The sequence below is a fragment of the Allorhodopirellula solitaria genome (genome assembly GCF_007859855.1).
GTDB lineage: Bacteria > Planctomycetota > Planctomycetia > Pirellulales > Pirellulaceae > Rhodopirellula > Rhodopirellula solitaria.
The window spans coordinates 312,668-330,485 of sequence record NZ_SJPK01000001.1 but is presented as its reverse complement, the minus strand read 5'-3'; the positions used below and the strand labels follow the sequence as shown (position 1 = coordinate 330,485).

The 17,818-nt window shown below is 58.4% G+C and carries 10 protein-coding genes; 5 read left to right on the top strand and 5 right to left on the bottom strand.

The genetic code is table 11. From position 1 onward, the window contains the following. Window positions 1-175: 175 nt before the first annotated feature. Both CA85_RS01280 and surE read right to left on the bottom strand, forming a co-directional pair. Window positions 176-4,312 carry a chemotaxis protein CheB gene (locus CA85_RS01280; protein ID WP_146389439.1) on the bottom strand — a complete coding sequence of 1,379 codons (4,137 nt, stop codon included), beginning with the start codon at window positions 4,310-4,312 and terminating at the stop codon, window positions 176-178. A gap of 456 nt (window positions 4,313-4,768) precedes the next feature. Continuing rightward, window positions 4,769-5,530, bottom strand: coding sequence for a 5'/3'-nucleotidase SurE (surE, locus tag CA85_RS01275; RefSeq protein WP_146389437.1), 762 nt, complete (start codon window positions 5,528-5,530; stop codon window positions 4,769-4,771). Between the two features lie 256 nt (window positions 5,531-5,786). On the opposite strand from surE, the gene CA85_RS01270 reads away from it, so the two are divergent. The 3 genes from CA85_RS01270 to CA85_RS01260 all read left to right on the top strand — a co-directional run bounded on the left by CA85_RS01270 (window position 5,787) and on the right by CA85_RS01260 (window position 11,735). Next, window positions 5,787-7,085 (top strand): metallophosphoesterase family protein, encoded by a 1,299-nt coding sequence (locus CA85_RS01270; protein ID WP_146389435.1) that lies wholly within the window; start codon window positions 5,787-5,789, stop codon window positions 7,083-7,085. After that, a complete protein-coding gene (locus tag CA85_RS01265; RefSeq protein WP_146389433.1) occupies window positions 7,082-10,999 on the top strand; it encodes an AAA family ATPase in 3,918 nt (1,305 codons plus the stop codon). The genes CA85_RS01270 and CA85_RS01265 overlap by 4 nt, the downstream gene beginning before the upstream one ends. 130 nt (window positions 11,000-11,129) lie before the next feature. Next, on the top strand, window positions 11,130-11,735 hold the full coding sequence (locus tag CA85_RS01260; protein ID WP_146389431.1) for a leucine-rich repeat domain-containing protein: 606 nt from the start codon (window positions 11,130-11,132) through the stop codon (window positions 11,733-11,735). 899 nt (window positions 11,736-12,634) lie between these two features. On the opposite strand, the gene CA85_RS24680 is transcribed toward CA85_RS01260, so the two are convergent. Continuing rightward, complete coding sequence (locus tag CA85_RS24680; RefSeq protein ID WP_186774681.1) at window positions 12,635-12,880, bottom strand: hypothetical protein; 246 nt, start codon at window positions 12,878-12,880, stop codon at window positions 12,635-12,637. A gap of 757 nt (window positions 12,881-13,637) precedes the next feature. On the opposite strand from CA85_RS24680, the gene CA85_RS01250 reads away from it, so the two are divergent. Further along, on the top strand, window positions 13,638-13,847 hold the full coding sequence (locus CA85_RS01250) for a hypothetical protein (RefSeq protein WP_146389429.1): 210 nt from the start codon (window positions 13,638-13,640) through the stop codon (window positions 13,845-13,847). Between the two features lie 95 nt (window positions 13,848-13,942). Here CA85_RS01250 and CA85_RS01245 read toward each other — a convergent pair whose 3' ends face one another. Together CA85_RS01245 and CA85_RS01240 are read right to left on the bottom strand one after the other, a co-directional pair. Next, on the bottom strand, window positions 13,943-14,776 hold the full coding sequence (locus CA85_RS01245) for a ParA family protein (protein WP_146389427.1): 834 nt from the start codon (window positions 14,774-14,776) through the stop codon (window positions 13,943-13,945). A 68-nt stretch (window positions 14,777-14,844) separates the two neighbouring features. Then, complete coding sequence (locus CA85_RS01240) at window positions 14,845-15,093, bottom strand: hypothetical protein (RefSeq protein ID WP_146389425.1); 249 nt, start codon at window positions 15,091-15,093, stop codon at window positions 14,845-14,847. A gap of 377 nt (window positions 15,094-15,470) precedes the next feature. Here CA85_RS01240 and CA85_RS01235 point away from each other — a divergent pair, with 377 nt between their 5' ends. Then, window positions 15,471-17,801, top strand: a complete 2,331-nt coding sequence (locus CA85_RS01235; protein ID WP_186774680.1) for a hypothetical protein — start codon at window positions 15,471-15,473, stop codon at window positions 17,799-17,801. Window positions 17,802-17,818: the final 17 nt, after the last annotated feature.

Here is a 17,818-nt window from a genome sequence, read left to right as displayed (position 1 = left end):
TTTTGGAGCGGCCGACGTTACATTACGCGATTGTGGCATGATCAGAATTGCGCAAGCGGCGCACCGAACCGAATTTGTCTGCCTCGCGTTCGCTACACATCTTGCGCTCCGGTCGCTCTCCACTACGCCAGAATCGGCGGGCGAAAGCCGCCTCGGATTCGGCTGGGTCTCGAGTCTATGACGTCGGATCGCGACCATCATCCGCACTGGCCTCGGCTCCAGCACGCTGCAGCATGTCGGCGATCAGATTCGTCAGCAGCAGGCCATCGATCGGCTTCGGGAAATACTCGTCGCACCCCATTTCGATGCATGCCTCACGCTCACCATCCATGGCATCCGCGGTCAGAGCGATAACCGGCGTCGCATGCCCGAGGTCACGCAATTTCGCAACGGCTTGCCGCCCATCGAGAACAGGCATCTGCATGTCCATCAGAATCAACTCGAATGGGGCGTCCTCTTTTGCAGCGGACTCGATCATCTCCACTGCTTGCTGGCCGTTTTCAGCGATCTTCACCTGGGCTCCGCACTTTTCCAGGAAGTGTTTACCGACGAGCCACACATCGCGGCGATCATCGGCGAGCAAGATTTTGGCACGAAGCTGGGGAAACTCCGACGGCCGTTTGGACTGTTCGAAAGCGTCGAGCTCGGCTTCCCCAATCAACTTTTGGGACTGCTCGGCGGTAACCGGTAGGATCAAGGTGAAGCGACTTCCCTTGCCGAGTTCGCTCTCCACTTCGATCGCTCCATTCATCCCCTCGGCCAGGCGTTTGCTGATACTGAGTCCGAGTCCTGTACCTCCAGCATGGCGGGTGGTTTGGACGTGTGCTTGATTGAATGGCGTGAAAAGCTCAGTGAGCTGGGTTTCTGAGATCCCAATTCCGGTATCCACGACAGAAATCTCCAGCTGGGATGCCGTTTCGCCCTCAGGCACTTTGCTCATCTTCGCCTCGATGACAACCTCCCCGTCTTCAGTGAACTTGATCGCGTTGCTGATGAGATTGACGAGGATCTGTCGCACGCGGACTTCGTCGGCCGTCACAGCGACAGGCAGGGGTTGGCGAAGGTCGAAACGGAGCGGCACGTCGGCTTCCCCGGCACGAACCTGCAACAGAATCTCGACCTCTTTCAGCACAGCCCGGACGTCGATGCTCTCCCTACCGAAGGACAGCTTGCCCGCTTCGATTTTAGACAAATCGAGAATGTCGTTGAGCAAGGCGAGCAAGTAAGCCCCGTTGCGGCGAATCGTGTCGATCTTTTCGAGATACTCTGGATCATCCGACTCGTTACGGAGAATGTCGGCGAATCCGAGGACCGCAGTCAGGGGTGTCCGCAGTTCATGGGACATCGTCGCCAGGAAAGAGCTTTTCGCATCGCTGGCTTGTTCGGCGGCCCGATTCGCGTCTTCGAGTCGTTGCTGCGCTTCCACCTGGGCTGTCACATCGTGCTGGACCCCCACAAAATTGACAATCTCGCCTGCTTGGTTCCGCACCGGAGTGATGCTGAGATCGTTCCAAAATGACGAGCCATCTTTGCGGTGATTGAGAATGGCCACCCGTGCAGCGACACCTTCGTCCATCGATGAGCGAATTCGGGATACCGCATCGCGATTGGTATCTTCGCACTGTAAGAAGCGGCAATTGCGGCCGAGCACCTCGTTACGTTCGTAACCGGTGAGATCGAGGAACCCTTGATTGGCATAAACGATGGGGTCATCGTTCTGGTGAGGATCGGTGATTACGATTCCATTGACCGCAGATTCGATAGCCAGCTTCTGCAGGTGAATTTCAGCCGCTGCTGCTTCGAGTGAATTGATGTCGATCAGTGTTAGCACGAGGCCTTCGGTCGTGTCACCGCTGCGATATGGCAGAACACGGAGCAGGAAGTAAGTGCCGTAGCGATCGGTCACTTTCACCTCCATCTCCTCTTGGGTCTCGAGCACTTTACGGAGCTCATCGACGAGATCAGGATGATTCAAGGCGTGCGCAAAATGCTCCATCGATCGCCCAGTATCCTCGCTGGACAATTGAAAGACCTTCGAGATTTCTGGCGTGAACCTTCGAATGTATAAGTCCTTGTCGAGGAAAATCACACCGACCCGCGTGGTGGCAAGCAGATTCTCCATATCGTCATTGGCGGTCGCGAGTTCCTCCACCCGGCGCTGATGTTCGGCGTTGACGGTGTACAGTTCCTCGTTGACGCTGTGCAGTTCTTCGTTCGTGCTCTGCAGTTCTTCATTCGAAGCGATCAGTTCTTGATTGCTAGCCTGCAATTCCTCGTTGGACGACTCCATCTCTTCGAGGGCGGATTGTAGGTTCTCCTGAGAGACTTGCAGATCGCTCTCGAGGCTCTCGACGCGCGTGCGGTGCATTTCGCGATGGCTAGCGTCAATCGGATCGGGGTGCGTCGTTTCCTTCCCGGTTACTTCGATCGCAATCAGAAAATTATTGGGACCGGTGTCGCCGTCGGACATCGGCGTGACGGTGATGCGGACATCTTCGTTGCCGTTGCCGCTTTCAAATGTGGTCGAGCTATCGCGTACGGCAGACTCCTTCTTCATCGCGTGATGCCAAGCTACCGAGACTGACGTCCGCAGCGAATCGTCAATCACCTCGAGCAAATGATTGGAAGGGCGGCCGCCGCGATTTTGCATGAAACGCTCAGCGCCGCCGAACACATGGAGAACATCGCCGGTCTCACTGGTAAGGATACTGCATGGCATCATCCGCGCGAGGACTTGATCGTACGTCTTGATCAACTCCGGATCGACTCGATTGCTGCGAGGGGCCGCTGTGGGAAGTGTGACCCGAGGGAGTTTCTCAGAACTCCGCTTGCGCGACGATCGCACACCCATCGCCAAGCGGACATCTCGACGCTTAGTGTAAAACCGCCATTTGCTGTCGATCGTTTTGAACTCGCCCGAGAGTTCGCCGGGCGATTCGCTCGGGCCGAGAAACAGAGTGCCCTTGGCTTTTAAAGCAAAGTGAAACATGCCCAGCGCTTGCCGTTGTGCGGCCGGTTGCAAATAGATCAGCATATTTCGGCACGAGACGAGATCCATCTGTGTGAACGGAGCGTCATCGATAATGTTGTGAGCAGCGAAGACCACGTAATTTCGAAGCGATCGGTTGACATGGTAGCCGTCACTGGCGCGGGTGAAGTATTGAGACACTCGCTCGTCACTCAGTTCGCTCAACGCCTCGGTGGAGTACACGCCCTTGGCCGCGATTTGAAGGGACCCCTGATGGGCATCGGTCGCGAAAATCTTGACTTCCACCTCGTGGTCCAATTTTCGCAACTCCTCATCGACCACAATCGCAATCGAGTACGCTTCTTCGCCCGACGCACATGCAGCTACCCAGATTCGGACGGGTTCGTCGACCGCGTCCCGCAATAGCTTGGCAATGACCTGACGCTTGAGTATTGCGTACGCCTCGGGATCGCGGAAGAATTTCGTCACGCCGATCAGAAGATCTTCGTACAGATTGTTGAGTTCGGTATCATCCGTTCTTAGGAGGGAAATGTAGTCCTCGATGGATTCGCAGCCCGTCAGTGTCGCGCGGCGTTGGACGCGTCGACCTACCGTGCCCGATTTGTACTGTGAGAAGTCGAGGCCGTATCGTTGGTTGAGCAAGGCCGCGATTCGTTCAATGCCTTCGACGCTGCTCGATTCGAGAACGTGGGTTTCCAACTGCTCCTTGGTGAGGCCCTCCTGCGCGTAGGCAACGAGGGATTCAGCGATCGCTGCCGGTGGCAACACGAGATCGACCTTGCCCGTCGCATTGGCACTCATGGGCATGCCATCGAACTTGGCGGAATGTTCGTCTTGGGCCAGCACCAGGCCACCGGCATGGCTGACGTCGGCGATGCCGCGTGACCCGTCGCTGCCTGTACCCGACAGAATGACAGCGAGTCCACGGTCACCTTGATCGGCGGCCAGCGAAGTGAGGAACTGATCGATGGGGTGGATCTGGGAACGGTCACTACTTCGCTCAGTCAACCGCAACCTACTGTCGCTGATCACCATCTCTTTGTTCGGCGGTATCAGATAGATGGTGTTTGCCTGAACGCTCGCACCGTCCTCGGCACGGTGGACGGGAATGCTTGTTTGCCGGCTCAGCAACTCCTCCATGTGACTTTTGAAATCGGGCGACAGATGCTGGATCACGACAAATGCCATGCCTGAATCGGCAGGCATCGCATGAAAAAAAGACTCCAGTGCTTCGAGCCCGCCCGCGGAAGCGCCGACCCCCACGATATGAAGTTTGCCGTCGGTTTCGCCATCCTGGCTGCTTTCGAGGGCGTCGTCTTCCATTTCTAATCACTCTCCGCTTGGCGACGATCAACACGCGACCGCTGGGGAGGGGTGTTGGTGGCCGGCTAGGTATTTTAACAGGGCTGTGCTTACAGGTTATCCGAAAAGGTGCCTGACCCTTTCCGCCGAGACCGCTAGGTACCGGGAGAACGAACAGTGGCGTGAGCCTCCAGCTTGCCGTCAGCAGGAATCGCAAGCTGAAGGCTGAAGCCACTTCGAGAACTCATCAGTCGTCATTCACCCGATGCATAAGCTGCCATGTCACGTCGCTCGCCCCCGAAAGGGCAGCTCCTTTTCAATATAGGCTTTTAGTATACAGCAAGTCGTGTGCCGAAGGCGAACGTGAGATCAGTGAGTGTCGCGGTGGACGAGTCAGCGAGCGATGGATTCCCCGAGCGTTTGCTCTTTTGGGTGCTCGTCCACTACTAAAACCGACACTTATTCATCGTGTGTTGCTTAGCCTCGGATCGCCCAGTCTTGCATCTGGTCCAGGAGTTCGTGACGGGTGAGGTTGAAGTGCAGGGGAGTGAGGGTCGTGTTCCCCTTGCGGAGTTGGATGAGATCGGTCATTTCCTCGGGGGCGTTATCCGGTTCCGTCCACAGTGCCCAGTAGTAGTCACGCCCGCCTGGGTCCTGGCGTTTTTCGTAGCGGCGTCCGTACTGGGCCAGCCCCATCGGGACGATTTTCACTTCGTTGGTGGAGGAAGTCGCTGCGGTGGGGATGTTGAGGTTGAACAAGCCGCCGGCAGTCTCTTCATGCTCGACCAATTGGCCGATCACCTTGCGGGCGGTCACGGCTGCGGCATCGAAGTCCGCATCCTCATCACGCTCGAGGGAAACCGCAACACTGGTGACACCGAAAAAGGCTCCTTCGATCGCGGCGGCCACGGTGCCCGAGTACAGGACGTTGATGCCCGCGTTAAGACCGCTGTTGATCCCACTGACGACGAGGTCAATTGGCTCGTCGATGAAAAGCTCGGACAAGGCAAGCTTCACGCAGTCAGCTGGCGAACCCTCGACCGCCCAGGCCCAGTGTCTGCCCTCGCGGTGAATGGATTTGGGGACCAGTGGTGTCAGGTAGGTGATCGAGTGCCCCACGCCGCTTTGTTCGGTAGCTGGGGCGACGACAATCACCTCGCCCAAATGCCGCAGCTGTTGCCCGAGAGCTGCAAGTCCCGGGGCATAGACGCCATCATCATTGGTCAACAGTATACGCATGGTCTTGGAGTTCAGCCTGCCTGGGTATCGGGTGAGAAAGCGATAATCTCGCAGAAACGGGCGGGTTTGCCTAACCCGGAACCCGAGCGGAAACATCTTCGGGCGGCAGGCCTACCCAGCGTCCGTAGCAAAACTTCTGCGAGTTTCCCGGCAAATTGATTTTGCGGAATATTGGGAAACTCGTTAAAGTTTCACGGCATGATGCCATTTTGACGCGGCGGGCTCGCCGCGCAGCGACGTTTTCAGGGAGGAAACGATGTCGGGAGAATCTTTTCGCTTTATCCACGCTAGCGACTTTCATTTGGAAACGCCGCTGGGCGATCTGGATGCCTTGCCACCGAATCTGCACGACGCTCTGGCGACGGCTCCCCGGGATGCGGCCGAGGCGATCTTCGAAGCCGCGCTGGCCACGAACATTGATTTCCTCGTCCTGAGCGGCGATTTGCTACACCCCGTTGCTGCGGGGCCGCACGGCATGTCATTGCTGTTGGATAACTTTGAGAAGCTGCACGCGGCAAAGAAGCCAGTTTACTGGGCCGCGGGTGTTGCCGATGACCCCAAACATTGGCCCGAAGCGGTCCCCTTGCCACCCAATGTGACGTTGTTTCCGCGTGATAAACCGCTCTCGATTACGTATGAGCGGGCGGGGCGGACGATTTGCACCCTGGTGGGCCGTTCCAGTGAGGGGCGTTCATCGCTGCACGTGCCGGGGTTCCAGACCGAGACGATCGACGACTTCACAATCGGTGTCGGTTACGGAGCGTCCGATGCCAACGCACTCTCGGCCGGCCGAATGGACTACTGGGCACTTGGTGGTGCCCACAACTACAGGGAGATTGAAGGCGGGGCACCGGCCGGTGCGGTCCAGCCTGGTTCCCCCCAAGGTCGCGGACTCGACGAGAGCGGGCCGCACGGTTACTGCGTCGTTGATGTGGACGCCGAACAGACCGCTCGTGTCCACCGCGTCGAGTCGGACTGCTTTCGGTACTGTCATGAAACGATTGACGCCGACGAGATTCGCTCGGTCGGCAGCCTGCGTAACCTGCTCGGTCAAAAGATTTCCACGCTCGCCAACGAGAACGGCGGTCGCCACCTGCTGATCGCCTGGGATGTCAACCTCACCGATCCCGAGATGATCGCGTCGATTGGTGACCCCAATGAGCTGTTGAGGCAAATTCGTCGCGATCACGGCAATGGTAACCCTTCCGCCTGGACAACCCGTTTGACGGTCCGGCCGCCGCGGACCTACCCCAAATCATGGCGTGAGGAAGACACGATTCTGGGTGACTTCTTACGCGCCAGTGACAAGTTTCGCAAATCCGGCTCACCGGCGGGGACGTCGTCTCCGTCGGGTTCTGCCGCTGGATCGGCCGGTGATTCACGACTGATCAATCTGATGCCCTTCACCGAAGAGCACGCGGAGCTCTCCAGTACCGCGACAACTCTGCTCGGTGACCTTCCCGCCCAACATCGCGACGAAACGCTCGATGAAGCAACGCTGCTAGGCGTTGAACTGCTTCGTGGCGGCAAACCCACATGGGGACGTAAATCATGAAGATTCAAGATATCCAAATCGATGGTTTCGGTGTCTGGACCGGCCTCAGCGTCGACTCGCTGAGTGAGGGCATGACGCTGTTCTACGGTCCCAACGAAGCGGGCAAGACGACTTTGATGCAGTTTCTGCGGGCGATGCTCTACGGTTTCACGCCGGAGCGTCGTTCTCGCTATCTGCCACCGATCTATGGTGGCACGCCCGGTGGTGCGATTCGAGTAACCGGGCCAGGCGGCGGCTACGAGATCCGGCGTCACAGCCAATTGACCGATGCGGATACGGCCGGCCGGCTGAGCGTTACCGGTACGGATGGTCTGAGCCAAGGCCAGCATCGCTTGAGCATGCTGCTAGGCCAGATCGATGAGCCGATCTTCACCAATGTCTTTGCCATCGGTATTCGCGAACTCCAAGAGCTCAGTACGCTCGACGATACTTCCGCTGCCGATGAACTGTACAAGCTCAGCAGTGGTCTCGACCGTGTCTCTCTCGTCGATGTGCTGCGCAGCCTGCGGGCCGGACGCGGCGAACTGGTGGGAAACAACTCGCCGTCGAACGCGGAGGAGGACGCGGCGGCGAACCGACTCAGCGGCATGATCAGTCGCCGTGAAAAACTTCGTGACGAAATTCAAAAGCTCAGCGGCCAGACCCGCCGCTGGAGTGAGTTGGCTACCCAGCGTCGGACTCAGAGTGAAGAGATTGAATCGCTCCGCGGGCGGATGGTCGCGTGGGAGCGGGAAGCACGCTGTGTCGAGATCGCAACAAGCGTCTTCGATCCATGGCAAGAGCGCGCCAAGATCGAAGTGAGGATTGCCGACATCGAAGGCGAAGTCAATCTTCCCGAAGATGCTCCTTCGCACTTGGTCCAGATCGAAGCGTCGATCGAAGAACGCAAAGCCAAGGTCGAAGATATCCGCAGTCGCCGCCGCACGCTGCGCGACAAAGCCGATCAGCTGCCCGTCAATAAACGTTTGTTTGACCTCCAGGGGCGAATTGAAGCGGCGACCCAGCAGGCGACGTGGGTGGAAGCTCTCGAGGAACAGATCGATCGGCTCGATATCCAGATCGAGAAAGCACGCAAGCTCGTCGCTGCCGACGCGGATCGACTTGGCTTGGACGAGCATGAGCGAACGCAGGTTGCCGAAGGTGATCTCGCTGCACTGCCGGACTTGTCCCGGCAAACGCTCTCAGCCTTGTCTGGCCCCGCCAAAGAGGTCAAAGAACAGTCCTTCCTGCTCAAACAAACTCGCACCGAAGCAAAGTCGCATAAAGATCGCGCCGACAAATTCGGTGGAAAATTGCAAGATATTTTGCAGCGTGCACACGCCAGCGACTTGCAACAAGCGATTCGCCGGGAGAACGATAATATCTCGTCGCTACGGCATCGGATCCAGCTCGGCACCCATCTCGATAAGCTTACCCGGCACTACCGCGATCTCGAACGCGAATCCATCGAGCTGACGACCGACGAGGCTCTGCCGATGGATCGGCTGTTCCTACTTGGATTGCCGTTCATCTTCGGCGGGATGGCGGTTACCTATGGCTTGTTCAACGTTTTCCAGATCGATCTTTTCGTCGCAAACCCCAACCCAACACAGGGGATGCTGTGGGTCCTCTTTGGTGCGATGGCTTTGTTTTTGTACTACCTCAGTCGTGAGAAAGGACAGCGAAGTACCGAAGCGGACCTAGAGGATTGCGAACGGCAGATTGAGAGTCTTCGGCGGCAGATCCGAGAGATTGAATCCGAACGCGAAGACGCCACGACGCACATGCCCGCTAGCAACGAGTCGCTCGAAGCGCGGCTGCGTGAATCGGAGTCGTTGCTCGCTGAACTCGAAGAATCCCTGCCGATCTATCATTCGCACGAAGCCGCCCTGCAAGCTTACAAAGCTTCCTACGCTCGCGCCACTCGGGCCGCTGAGGACCTGAAGGCCGCGCGCCGCGAGTGGACCGATACCCTCGATCGACTCGGCCTGTCCACCACGCTTTCGCCGCGAAGCGTTCGCTCGCTCGGCGACGGTTACGAAACCCTGCAGACAAGCCTGCGTCGGGTCCACGATCTCAGCGAAGAACGCGATCAGCGCCGCCGCGAGCGGCAAACGATTGCCAAGCGTATCGAATCGCTCTACATCGAGGCGCTCGATGCCTCCGAGGATGCCGCGACGGCCGCTCACGATGCCAATCCTCAGGGCAACGCCGATGCGCGTGGCGACGGGGATTCCCGCTTGATGAAACGGGTCTCTGTCGAGAACGGCGACCGCGTTAGCGGATCATTGAAATCGCGTGCCAATCCGCTCGATCAACTCAACCACCTGCACGAAGAACTCGCCCGCCAGCAACACTGGATCAAACAACGCCGCGACCTCAAATCGCAGGACCAACAGTACAAGAAACAGCATTCCGTTCACGCCAGTGCCATCGAGCGTGCCGAGCAACAGCGACGCGCCCTCTGGGCCAAGTGCGGCGTGGCGACTGGTGAGCAGTTCTACGAGATCGTTGACCGCCGCTCGACCCTCGCCCAGTTGCAGGACGAAAGAGCGGAGCTCGATAAGCAAATTCGTGCGATGGTCGGCAATTCGATTCAGTACGAGGATGTCGCTCGCGAGATCGAAGGCGTGAAATCGACAGATCTCGAACGGCGCTGGGATTCACTGACGACGCGAATGACCGAGACGGAAGCACGAATCGCCACGCTCCAGACCGCTCAAGGCGAACTCGCCGCCAGCATGAAGCAGCTCGGTGACGATGACCGCTTGATGACGGCGCGACTCGAGCTCGGTTGCGTCGAACGCAAGCTCGATCAACTCTCCCGTCGCTGGCAGACCCTGGCCATGGCCAGCAGTCTGTTGGAGGATGTTTGTGGCACGTTTGAGCGGGAACGGCAGCCCGAGACGCTTCGTGAAGCCTCGTCGTTCCTGAATCAATTGACCGATGGCAAGTACACGCGGATTTGGACGCCGCTGGGCACGAATCAACTGAAGATCGACGACAGCGAAGGCGGCTCCCTGCCACTCGAAGTGCTCAGTCGTGGTACTGGCGAGGCCGTCTTCATCGCACTGCGACTGTCCCTCGCGGCTGCCTACTCGCGTCGTGGCGTGATGCTGCCATTGGTGCTCGACGATGTTCTGGTGAACTTTGACGGTGAGCGTGCCGAGCACGCTGCACGCACTCTGCAAACGTTTGCCGAACTCGGACATCAAGTCATGATGTTCACCTGTCACGCTCACATTGTCGAGATCTTTCATCAGATCGGAGCCGAGGTGCGTGAGATGCCCGCTCAGGGAACTCCCGGGCGAGCTCATATCCTGCCGCCTCCTGAAGAGGTGATGGAGGAGGAGTACGAAGAGGTGGAGGAATTAGTCGAAGAGCCAGAAGAGGAACTCGTTGAGCAGCCCGAACTAGAGCCGGCCCCGGTCGCTGAGGTGGAGCCAGAACCCGTCGTCGTGCCTCCGCCGGCCCCGCTACCCGTGATCCGGCCCGCTTCCCTCGTTTTGGAAAACCGGGTTTCCAAACCTGCATTGCCGAAGACACCCAAGTCACGCTACCAGTTTGGCTTTGAACGTTTGCACCGCCAACATCGACGCCGAGTCGCGCCATCGATCAAGCTCCAACGCATCCAACCGGTCGCTCCCGAACCGACGCCGCCGGTGCGAGTTGTCGAAAAACGCAAGCCCAAACCCGAACCGATCGTCGAGAGTCGCGTGCCTGAAGATTCCATTGGTTGGGCGTGGTTCGAACGCGAGCCCGCCGATGGCCAGATCGACGCCGAGGAAGCGGCCGCGCAAGCAGCCCGCAACCAATGGCTCGCCGAGGAAGATCGGGTGTACGAAACGGAAGTCGCCGACGAACCGCAGCGGACCCCCACCGCGAATGAAGTCGACAGCGATGAGAATTCATGGTGGCGAGCCGAGGCGAAGTAGTCATCTATTTGCATAACTGACAGGGAGATGCCCTGGGCTTTCCGAGGGCCACCCCCGCTTGCTCGACCTTGCGAACCATTTGTTTCATCGGAAGAGCAGCGCCACCCCCAGAGTCTTCACTATCTATCGAATGTCACCACGCGATGCCGCTGCCCGAATCGCTGAGCTTGGATCGTTCGTCGATCCAGTTGACTTCTCGAAAGTAGAGCATTTGCACATTTGCGAGCGAGAGATTCCGGCAAATTTCGCCGACATGGTTGCGGGCATGGCTCCTGAGACAGTTACTCTCAACGGGGCGCTGATGACTGCAAGCGACATTGCGGCGCTATTGCATTTTCCATCACTTCGAGGGATCGTCGCCCATCACATGGATTTCGCGAGCACGCTGTTACCTGCCATCGTCAAGTCTTCGGACCTGCGGTCAATCGCGATGTCACACACGTCAATTACGGATACCGATGTCACTGTACTCGCGAATCGTTCCGGCCTCACGTCAATCCACTTCGCAGGCACACGACTTACTGACATCGCAATGACTACTTTCGGTACGCTACCGGATCTCGAATTGCTTGATGTAAGCGATACTCACGTGACCAACGACGGGCTGCACCAACTACGTGACCTACGAAATCTGTTCACAATTAACGCCAGGGGCACGTCAGTGACCGCTGACGGCGCGAACGGATTCCGTCGGTTGGTTGCAAATTCCCTTCCCGATGTTGAGGTTCTCGTTTAGGAACGGGAAAGTAATAAGTGTTGAATTGGGCGAAGCAACGAGCTGTTCAATTCCCAGAAATATCTCGTCAGGCACGATAGAAAATGGCCGGTGATTTGAACGCAAGCGAACACCACGTGCGTTGGGCAACGCGTCGTAGGGCCGGTTCCACCGGCCATATGCGCCGGTTCGTGGACTCACTTGGCTGGCAACGGCAACAAGTAGATTGGCGGTTCGTCGCCCCGTTCTCGCCCAGGGGATGGCCGGTGGAACCGGCCCGACATGCTGCTCGAATCGGCGTAGCGAGCGTGCGAGGCGATTGACACAAACTCTGAGCACTTCACTAGCCAAAACACATGAATGAAGCATGCAGACGTTGGCTGATGGGCCGAGACTGCCCCGGCCAAGCCGCTCCCGTTGGTCGCTATCCTAGCCAGTCTCCCCATCGGCTTGCGAGAATTCTACATTCACCGCGAGCGTCTTTTTGCGAAGGTGGGTGAAATGCTCGACCCCACGTAGGGCCGGTTCCACCGGCCATATGCGCCGGTTCGTCGACTCACGTGGCTGGCAACGGCAACAATTAGATTGGTGGTTCGTCGGCTGGTTCTCGCCCAGGGGGCGGCCGGTGGGAACCGGCCCTACTTATTGGGTCACCCTCTGAGCTGGTCGGTTCGCTGCCCCCATTCCCCCGACGCCACCGGCAGAGATTCTGACGACCTGGGGCCTAGCTCGACGTTTATCGCGACTCAATCGAATGCGTCGCATCGTCGTTCACGATCGCCAAAGACCTGAGCCGTTGCCATCGCCGTGCGGGCAACAAATGGCTGCGTGCGGCCCCCATCGATTCCGCTGAACTCTGCGGAAGCATTTGAAACTGCAGCCCGAAGGATCGAAGCCCTATTTTGGACATCGATCGTGGCTCAGCGCTGGAATGTGCCGTGATCCAACACAACCTTACAACGACTGACGGGCGGGAAGATGATTGTCACGGCGAACTGAATCGAACGCTGAATTGAATTGTATCCATGCTGCCCCGCCTGATCGCACGCGCGGGTGGTGTTGGCGAGCCCGACGTCGAGTAGAATGCGGCGATCGAGTACGAGTACCGCGATGCTGAGTACGAGTACGAAGGAGGCAGGAAGCCAGAGCGATGCCGTGCACCTCATGGCGGCTGACGCGGTTTTGCAATCTGAGAATCAATCGACTGTACCTGTTGGTGGCCATTGTTATGCCACTTGCTGAAGCCCGTCGCGCAACTCCCGAAACAACCAGACGTACAATGGCGATCTATCAATCTGAGATGCTCGAATTTGGATACGACGCGACACTTCACATTCATCATCCGAGCATGGCGATGGATGGCGTCGGACCGAGCCTTGGACTTGTCCCCAAGACAGTCCATGCTGCCGGGGACGCGCGAACTGCTTCGCAGTATTGCTGATTCGGATGGTGAAGTTTGCGTGTTCATTGGCGTCGGCAGTTCCCGTTGCTGCGCCCACCAGTTTGACCGGCAATTGCTACAGGATCTTGCATCATTGGGACTTGATTTGCGACTCGACTTTTATGGGACGGAGCTACCGCAGCGCAACCTTCACCCAAATGCAAGACGCACGGCATAGCAATCCGTGGTGCACGGAACTGCTGGCCGTCCAGCAACTGAAATTAAGGTCATTCGCCGCGCCCTGTTGCCGTTCTGGCATCCAAGAATATCGTGCTCGTGCTCGTGCTCGTGCTCAGTCGCGCTAGCGACGGTGCTCGTGCTCGAAACCAGCCCGGATGTCCTCGCTAACATTCGGCCATGAGCGGCTCGATGTTCACCGTCTCTCGATCGACTACGTTGCTCGGTCTTTCGAGATATCGCTATCGCTCAGTGGTTGATACCGTCACGGCGAACTGAATCGAACGCTGAATCGAATTGTATCGATGTTGATCCGGCTGATCGCACGCTCGGATGGTGTTGGCGAGCTCAACGTCGAGTTCAATGCGGAGTACAAGTACGAGCACCGCGATGCTGAGCACGAGCACGAGCACGAGCACGAGCACGAGTACGAAAGAGTGGACAAGGCGATGCACCGGAACGCGATGAGTGCGTTCTTCCACCTGCCCAGCGGGCAGGGAAATGCGGTCTCGTGACTGGCGAGCTCGTCGTCCTCGTTCACCCGGCTAGGTACGAACATCATGTTGCCGTCGAAGAAGCTCGTGATGTTGCCAGCGGAGGGTTGCTGTGCTTAGGCGGCGACGCGGGCTGCCTCGGCTTCGGTCTCGGCGCGGATAGCTTCTTGAGCGATCACTTCTTCGGCTAGCGATTGGTAGTCAACGGCGCCGTTGCTCTCGCGCGAGTAGTCAAAGATCGATTTGCCGAAACTTGGTGCTTCGGCCAAGCGGATGTTGCGACGGATTCGTGTATCGAAGAACTTGGCATCGCGGAAGAATTCACGCGAGTCCTTCGACGTCGTGAAGAATTCATCGATGTCTGTGCTGACTTCCGCTGCCAGGCGTGTGTTCGAGTCGTACATGCACAGCACCACACCGGATAGCCGCAAGCGGTTGTTCATTCTTCGCGAGACGACTTCGATCGTCCGCAACAGTTTGCTGAGACCGTGCAGGGCGAGGAAGTGTGGCTGCAGGGGGAGGAAAACCTCCGAGACCGCGACGAGGGCATTGATCGTGAGGACGCCCAGGCTCGGCGGGCAGTCGAGAATCAAGTAATCGAAATCCTCGTTATCGTCGGCGAGTTTGTCGCTGAGGATCATCTCACGGCCGACTTCGCAGGCCAGTTCCATCTCCGCAGCAGCGAGGTCGAGATTCGACGGCACGACGAAGAGATTCTCATCAACCTGTTGTCTCGCATCGGCGAGTGTTGCTTCTCCGCAGAGGACTTCGTACATGGTCGCTTCACCATCAATGGCGGTGATTCCGAGGTGCAGCGACGCGTGAGCTTGGGGGTCCAAATCCATCACGCAAACACGGCGTCCGGCGCGGGCCAGAGCGGCGGCCAAGTTCACGCTGCTGGTTGTTTTCCCAACGCCGCCTTTTTGGTTGATGACTGCGATCGAACGCATAACAGATTTCCTTTGAGAGGGCTGAGCACACTGAGGACCCGGCGACGGAACCGTCCGCCGCTGATTCGCTATCGCGACGATCCGCGGAGCGATTGGTAGGCCAACAAAACTTCATACAGATCAGCATCAATTTTGACACAGTCGTCTGCAAAGTCTCGTAGCCATGTGCGGTTGGACTGGTGGGCATCCATCAGCAATTGGCTGATCTGCGCCAACGGGATGGAGACCGATTTTGCTTTCCCCAATCCTGACACACGGTCCAGTTCCAGTTCGCGTACAAAACTGTGTTTCTTCAATCGAGTGCAAGGCGGTATCACGGCAGTTCAATCTTTCGGCTAGAAACGAGTCGACGCAGGTGGGTGTAACAAGGCACGGCGATCCATCGCCAGAGCGTCCTGCCATCTAAGTGTCGACTTTAACGATTGGGGAGCTTGATCCGATTTTTCAGGTTCTACCGAATCGATGCGAATTTTCCGTTCTCCCACAGAGGCGGCTCAGCGGGGCGGAATGTCGCCACACGCCAATCGGTGCCAATTCCGACTGGATTTGGCACTAGAAATGGGTTATTGAGCCGTCATGATTGCCAGTTGCCGCGCCCTGAGAGTCGAGGAATGGAGCCAATCTGGGTAGGCAAAAATTATTCCGACCCCCGCCCGCATGGGGTGCGTACAATGGAACGCGCCTAGACCGATTTATGTATCCCAACCCCGTATGTACCAACAGCTCGCCGCCGATGGATCTGCCCGATCGCGTTCCGCCGTTTCAGCGCGCGATGCCCGATAGTGGAGTCGCGGGCGATCGTTCTGTCGCCGAGGAGGCGGACGGACGCTCGGCGATGGCAGAGATCAGCGTCGATGAGATGGTTCGTGACCTGGACCTCGACCTGGAAAATGAATCGCTCGGCGAGCCACAGACGCGTGGGGCCGCCGAGGCCGCGCCTGCGGACAGTCAGGGTGCCAGTGAGGCGGATTTTGCCACCATCGGCGTTCGGAATCTCGAATGGCGTTTGCCGATCATCCGCAGTGCCGCTCACCGCAGCGCCGACGCGATCGCATTGAGCCAGATCGTTGATCCCTCACCGGCGCAGGAAGACCAACTCACCCAGATCGTCATGTCGACCTACCGGTTGATCGATCCCCGTTTTCGCGGCAGCTATTTTCAGCAAGTGCGGGTGGGCCGCATGTTGCCGATGGTGTTGCAGCACGCCTCGGAGATCGATGGTACTCCGGTGGTCTTGCAGCCCACGCATGGGAACGACCAACAGGGCAGCATTCGCCTGTTTGGCCACGCCATTCCCGTCACGGCAGCTAGTGGAGGCGTCACACCCGCAGCGACGCCGCAGGTGCGAGGCGGATTGGTGGCGAAGCAGGCCACGAGAAAACAACTCCGTCGGCTTCATGACTCCCCGACTTATCGAGCCGAGGCCATCGAGGTACTCGCCGAACTGCAGGCTCGATCGAAACCAACGAGGTGGCAGCGTTGGCTTCGCGAGCCGCGCCTGATCGTCGGCCTGGCTGGGGGCGTGGTCTTGCTGATCCTGTCTATTGCCGTCTACCGAAACGCTGCTCCCCCAGAGCCACTCGCTGGAACTGAGGAGCCAGTTACCCGCCTCGCTCCGGAGCCAGCGATCCCAGCCGACCAGCTAACGGATCGATCGACTGTCAGCCCTTCGTTACCCGATTCGCCTGTTCCCGCAACGACCATCCCTCAGCCGGCCGGCCCCGAGCCCACGGCTGCTGAAACGCCTCTGCCTCATTCGCCCCGCGCCCAACCGATCGATCTCGAGTCGGTCAACGAGTCGCCGGCAACAGTACCCGATATGTCTCAGCATCAACTCACCACGGAGGAGTTGATGGCGGCGCTCGCCAACGTTGCTGAATTACCTGAAATTGATTTGCCGATGACCGAGGAGCCAGCCACCACTGGGCCCGCCACCACTGGGCCAGCATCGTCGGGGGCTGACTCGCTCGACCGTGTGCCTGAGCCGATGAACCCAACGCCCGCAGAGATTTTGTCGATTGGCAACGATCGATCGGCTGGGCCAACGCCCGCCGCGCCGGCCCCCAGCTCGACCGAAGCCCGAGTGTTTGACGAGTCCGCGATCACATCAGCGGTGTCGACGCTGTGGTCCGAAACTGACTCAGCGGAAGAACTGTTTACCGATTCCGCCGCCAGCGATTTGATTGATCAATGGGACCTCATCGCAGAGCTCGCCGGTTCCGGATCGCTCGAGAGTGTGGCGGCATCGCGACTCAAATGCCAAGCCTCGTGGTTGGTCATGCCATTCTCAGAGATTGTTTCCCAGCTACGCCAAGCTCCCGATTATGGGGTGAGTATGCCAGCGGGAGCGAGCGCTAGCGAACTCGCTAACTCCTCGAATTTGAATGCGAAAGAGATTTACGCGTTACTTGAGTCCTGGCGCGCCGCCCGCAAGCGAGTGGTGAGGACCAGCGACCTTGACCAGATGCTGCGACAAGCCAACGTGCTAATCGACCGGATCGTGGTGAGTGAGCGATTGTCCGCTCGAGATCGCAGCGACAGCTTGGCAGCATTCCGGATTGACGTCGAGCAGCTTGCTCGCATCTGTAGTGATGAGGAGAGTGTCTCCGAGTTGAACAATTTGTTCGCTGCGATCGACACACTGCCTTCCCCGAGCGAATGGGAACGGCTCGAGTCCGCCGAGCATCCTTCGGGCTTGATGGCCAGTATTTTCTGTCTGCAACAGCGGCGCTGGAACAAGGGGATCGCATGGCTCGGCCAAACGAGCAATCTGTCTGTCGCGGCGGCCGCGAAAGCGGAGTGGAAGGTGATCCAGTCCATGCAGGTTTCCGCTGGCCCTACCGCTAGCAACCAAGACGCACTCGCTGATCTCGCTAGCCGGTGGAGCAAGATCGCCGATCGACTCGGGCCACGCGAAGCGTCGGCGGTGCGCCTGCACGCGATTGATCTATACGGCGATGAACCGGAATCCTCAGCCCAGCGCAGCGAACTGCAGGCTCAATTGCCGCTCTACCTGCAACCCTAGCGATCTGGGACGGACCG

Excerpts from the sequence above, each read along its gene's own strand:
- CA85_RS01265 (WP_146389433.1), top strand. The coding sequence starts at position 7,082 with ATGAAGATTCAAGATATCCAAATCGATGGTTTCGGTGTCTGGACCGGC.
- CA85_RS01270 (WP_146389435.1), top strand. The coding sequence starts at position 5,787 with ATGTCGGGAGAATCTTTTCGCTTTATCCACGCTAGCGACTTTCATTTG.
- CA85_RS01280 (WP_146389439.1), bottom strand. The coding sequence starts at position 4,312 with ATGGAAGACGACGCCCTCGAAAGCAGCCAGGATGGCGAAACCGACGGC.
- CA85_RS01260 (WP_146389431.1), top strand. The coding sequence starts at position 11,130 with ATGTCACCACGCGATGCCGCTGCCCGAATCGCTGAGCTTGGATCGTTC.
- CA85_RS01250 (WP_146389429.1), top strand. The coding sequence starts at position 13,638 with ATGTTGATCCGGCTGATCGCACGCTCGGATGGTGTTGGCGAGCTCAAC.
- CA85_RS24680 (WP_186774681.1), bottom strand. The coding sequence starts at position 12,880 with ATGAGGTGCACGGCATCGCTCTGGCTTCCTGCCTCCTTCGTACTCGTA.
- surE (WP_146389437.1), bottom strand. The coding sequence starts at position 5,530 with ATGCGTATACTGTTGACCAATGATGATGGCGTCTATGCCCCGGGACTT.
- CA85_RS01245 (WP_146389427.1), bottom strand. The coding sequence starts at position 14,776 with ATGCGTTCGATCGCAGTCATCAACCAAAAAGGCGGCGTTGGGAAAACA.
- CA85_RS01235 (WP_186774680.1), top strand. The coding sequence starts at position 15,471 with ATGTATCCCAACCCCGTATGTACCAACAGCTCGCCGCCGATGGATCTG.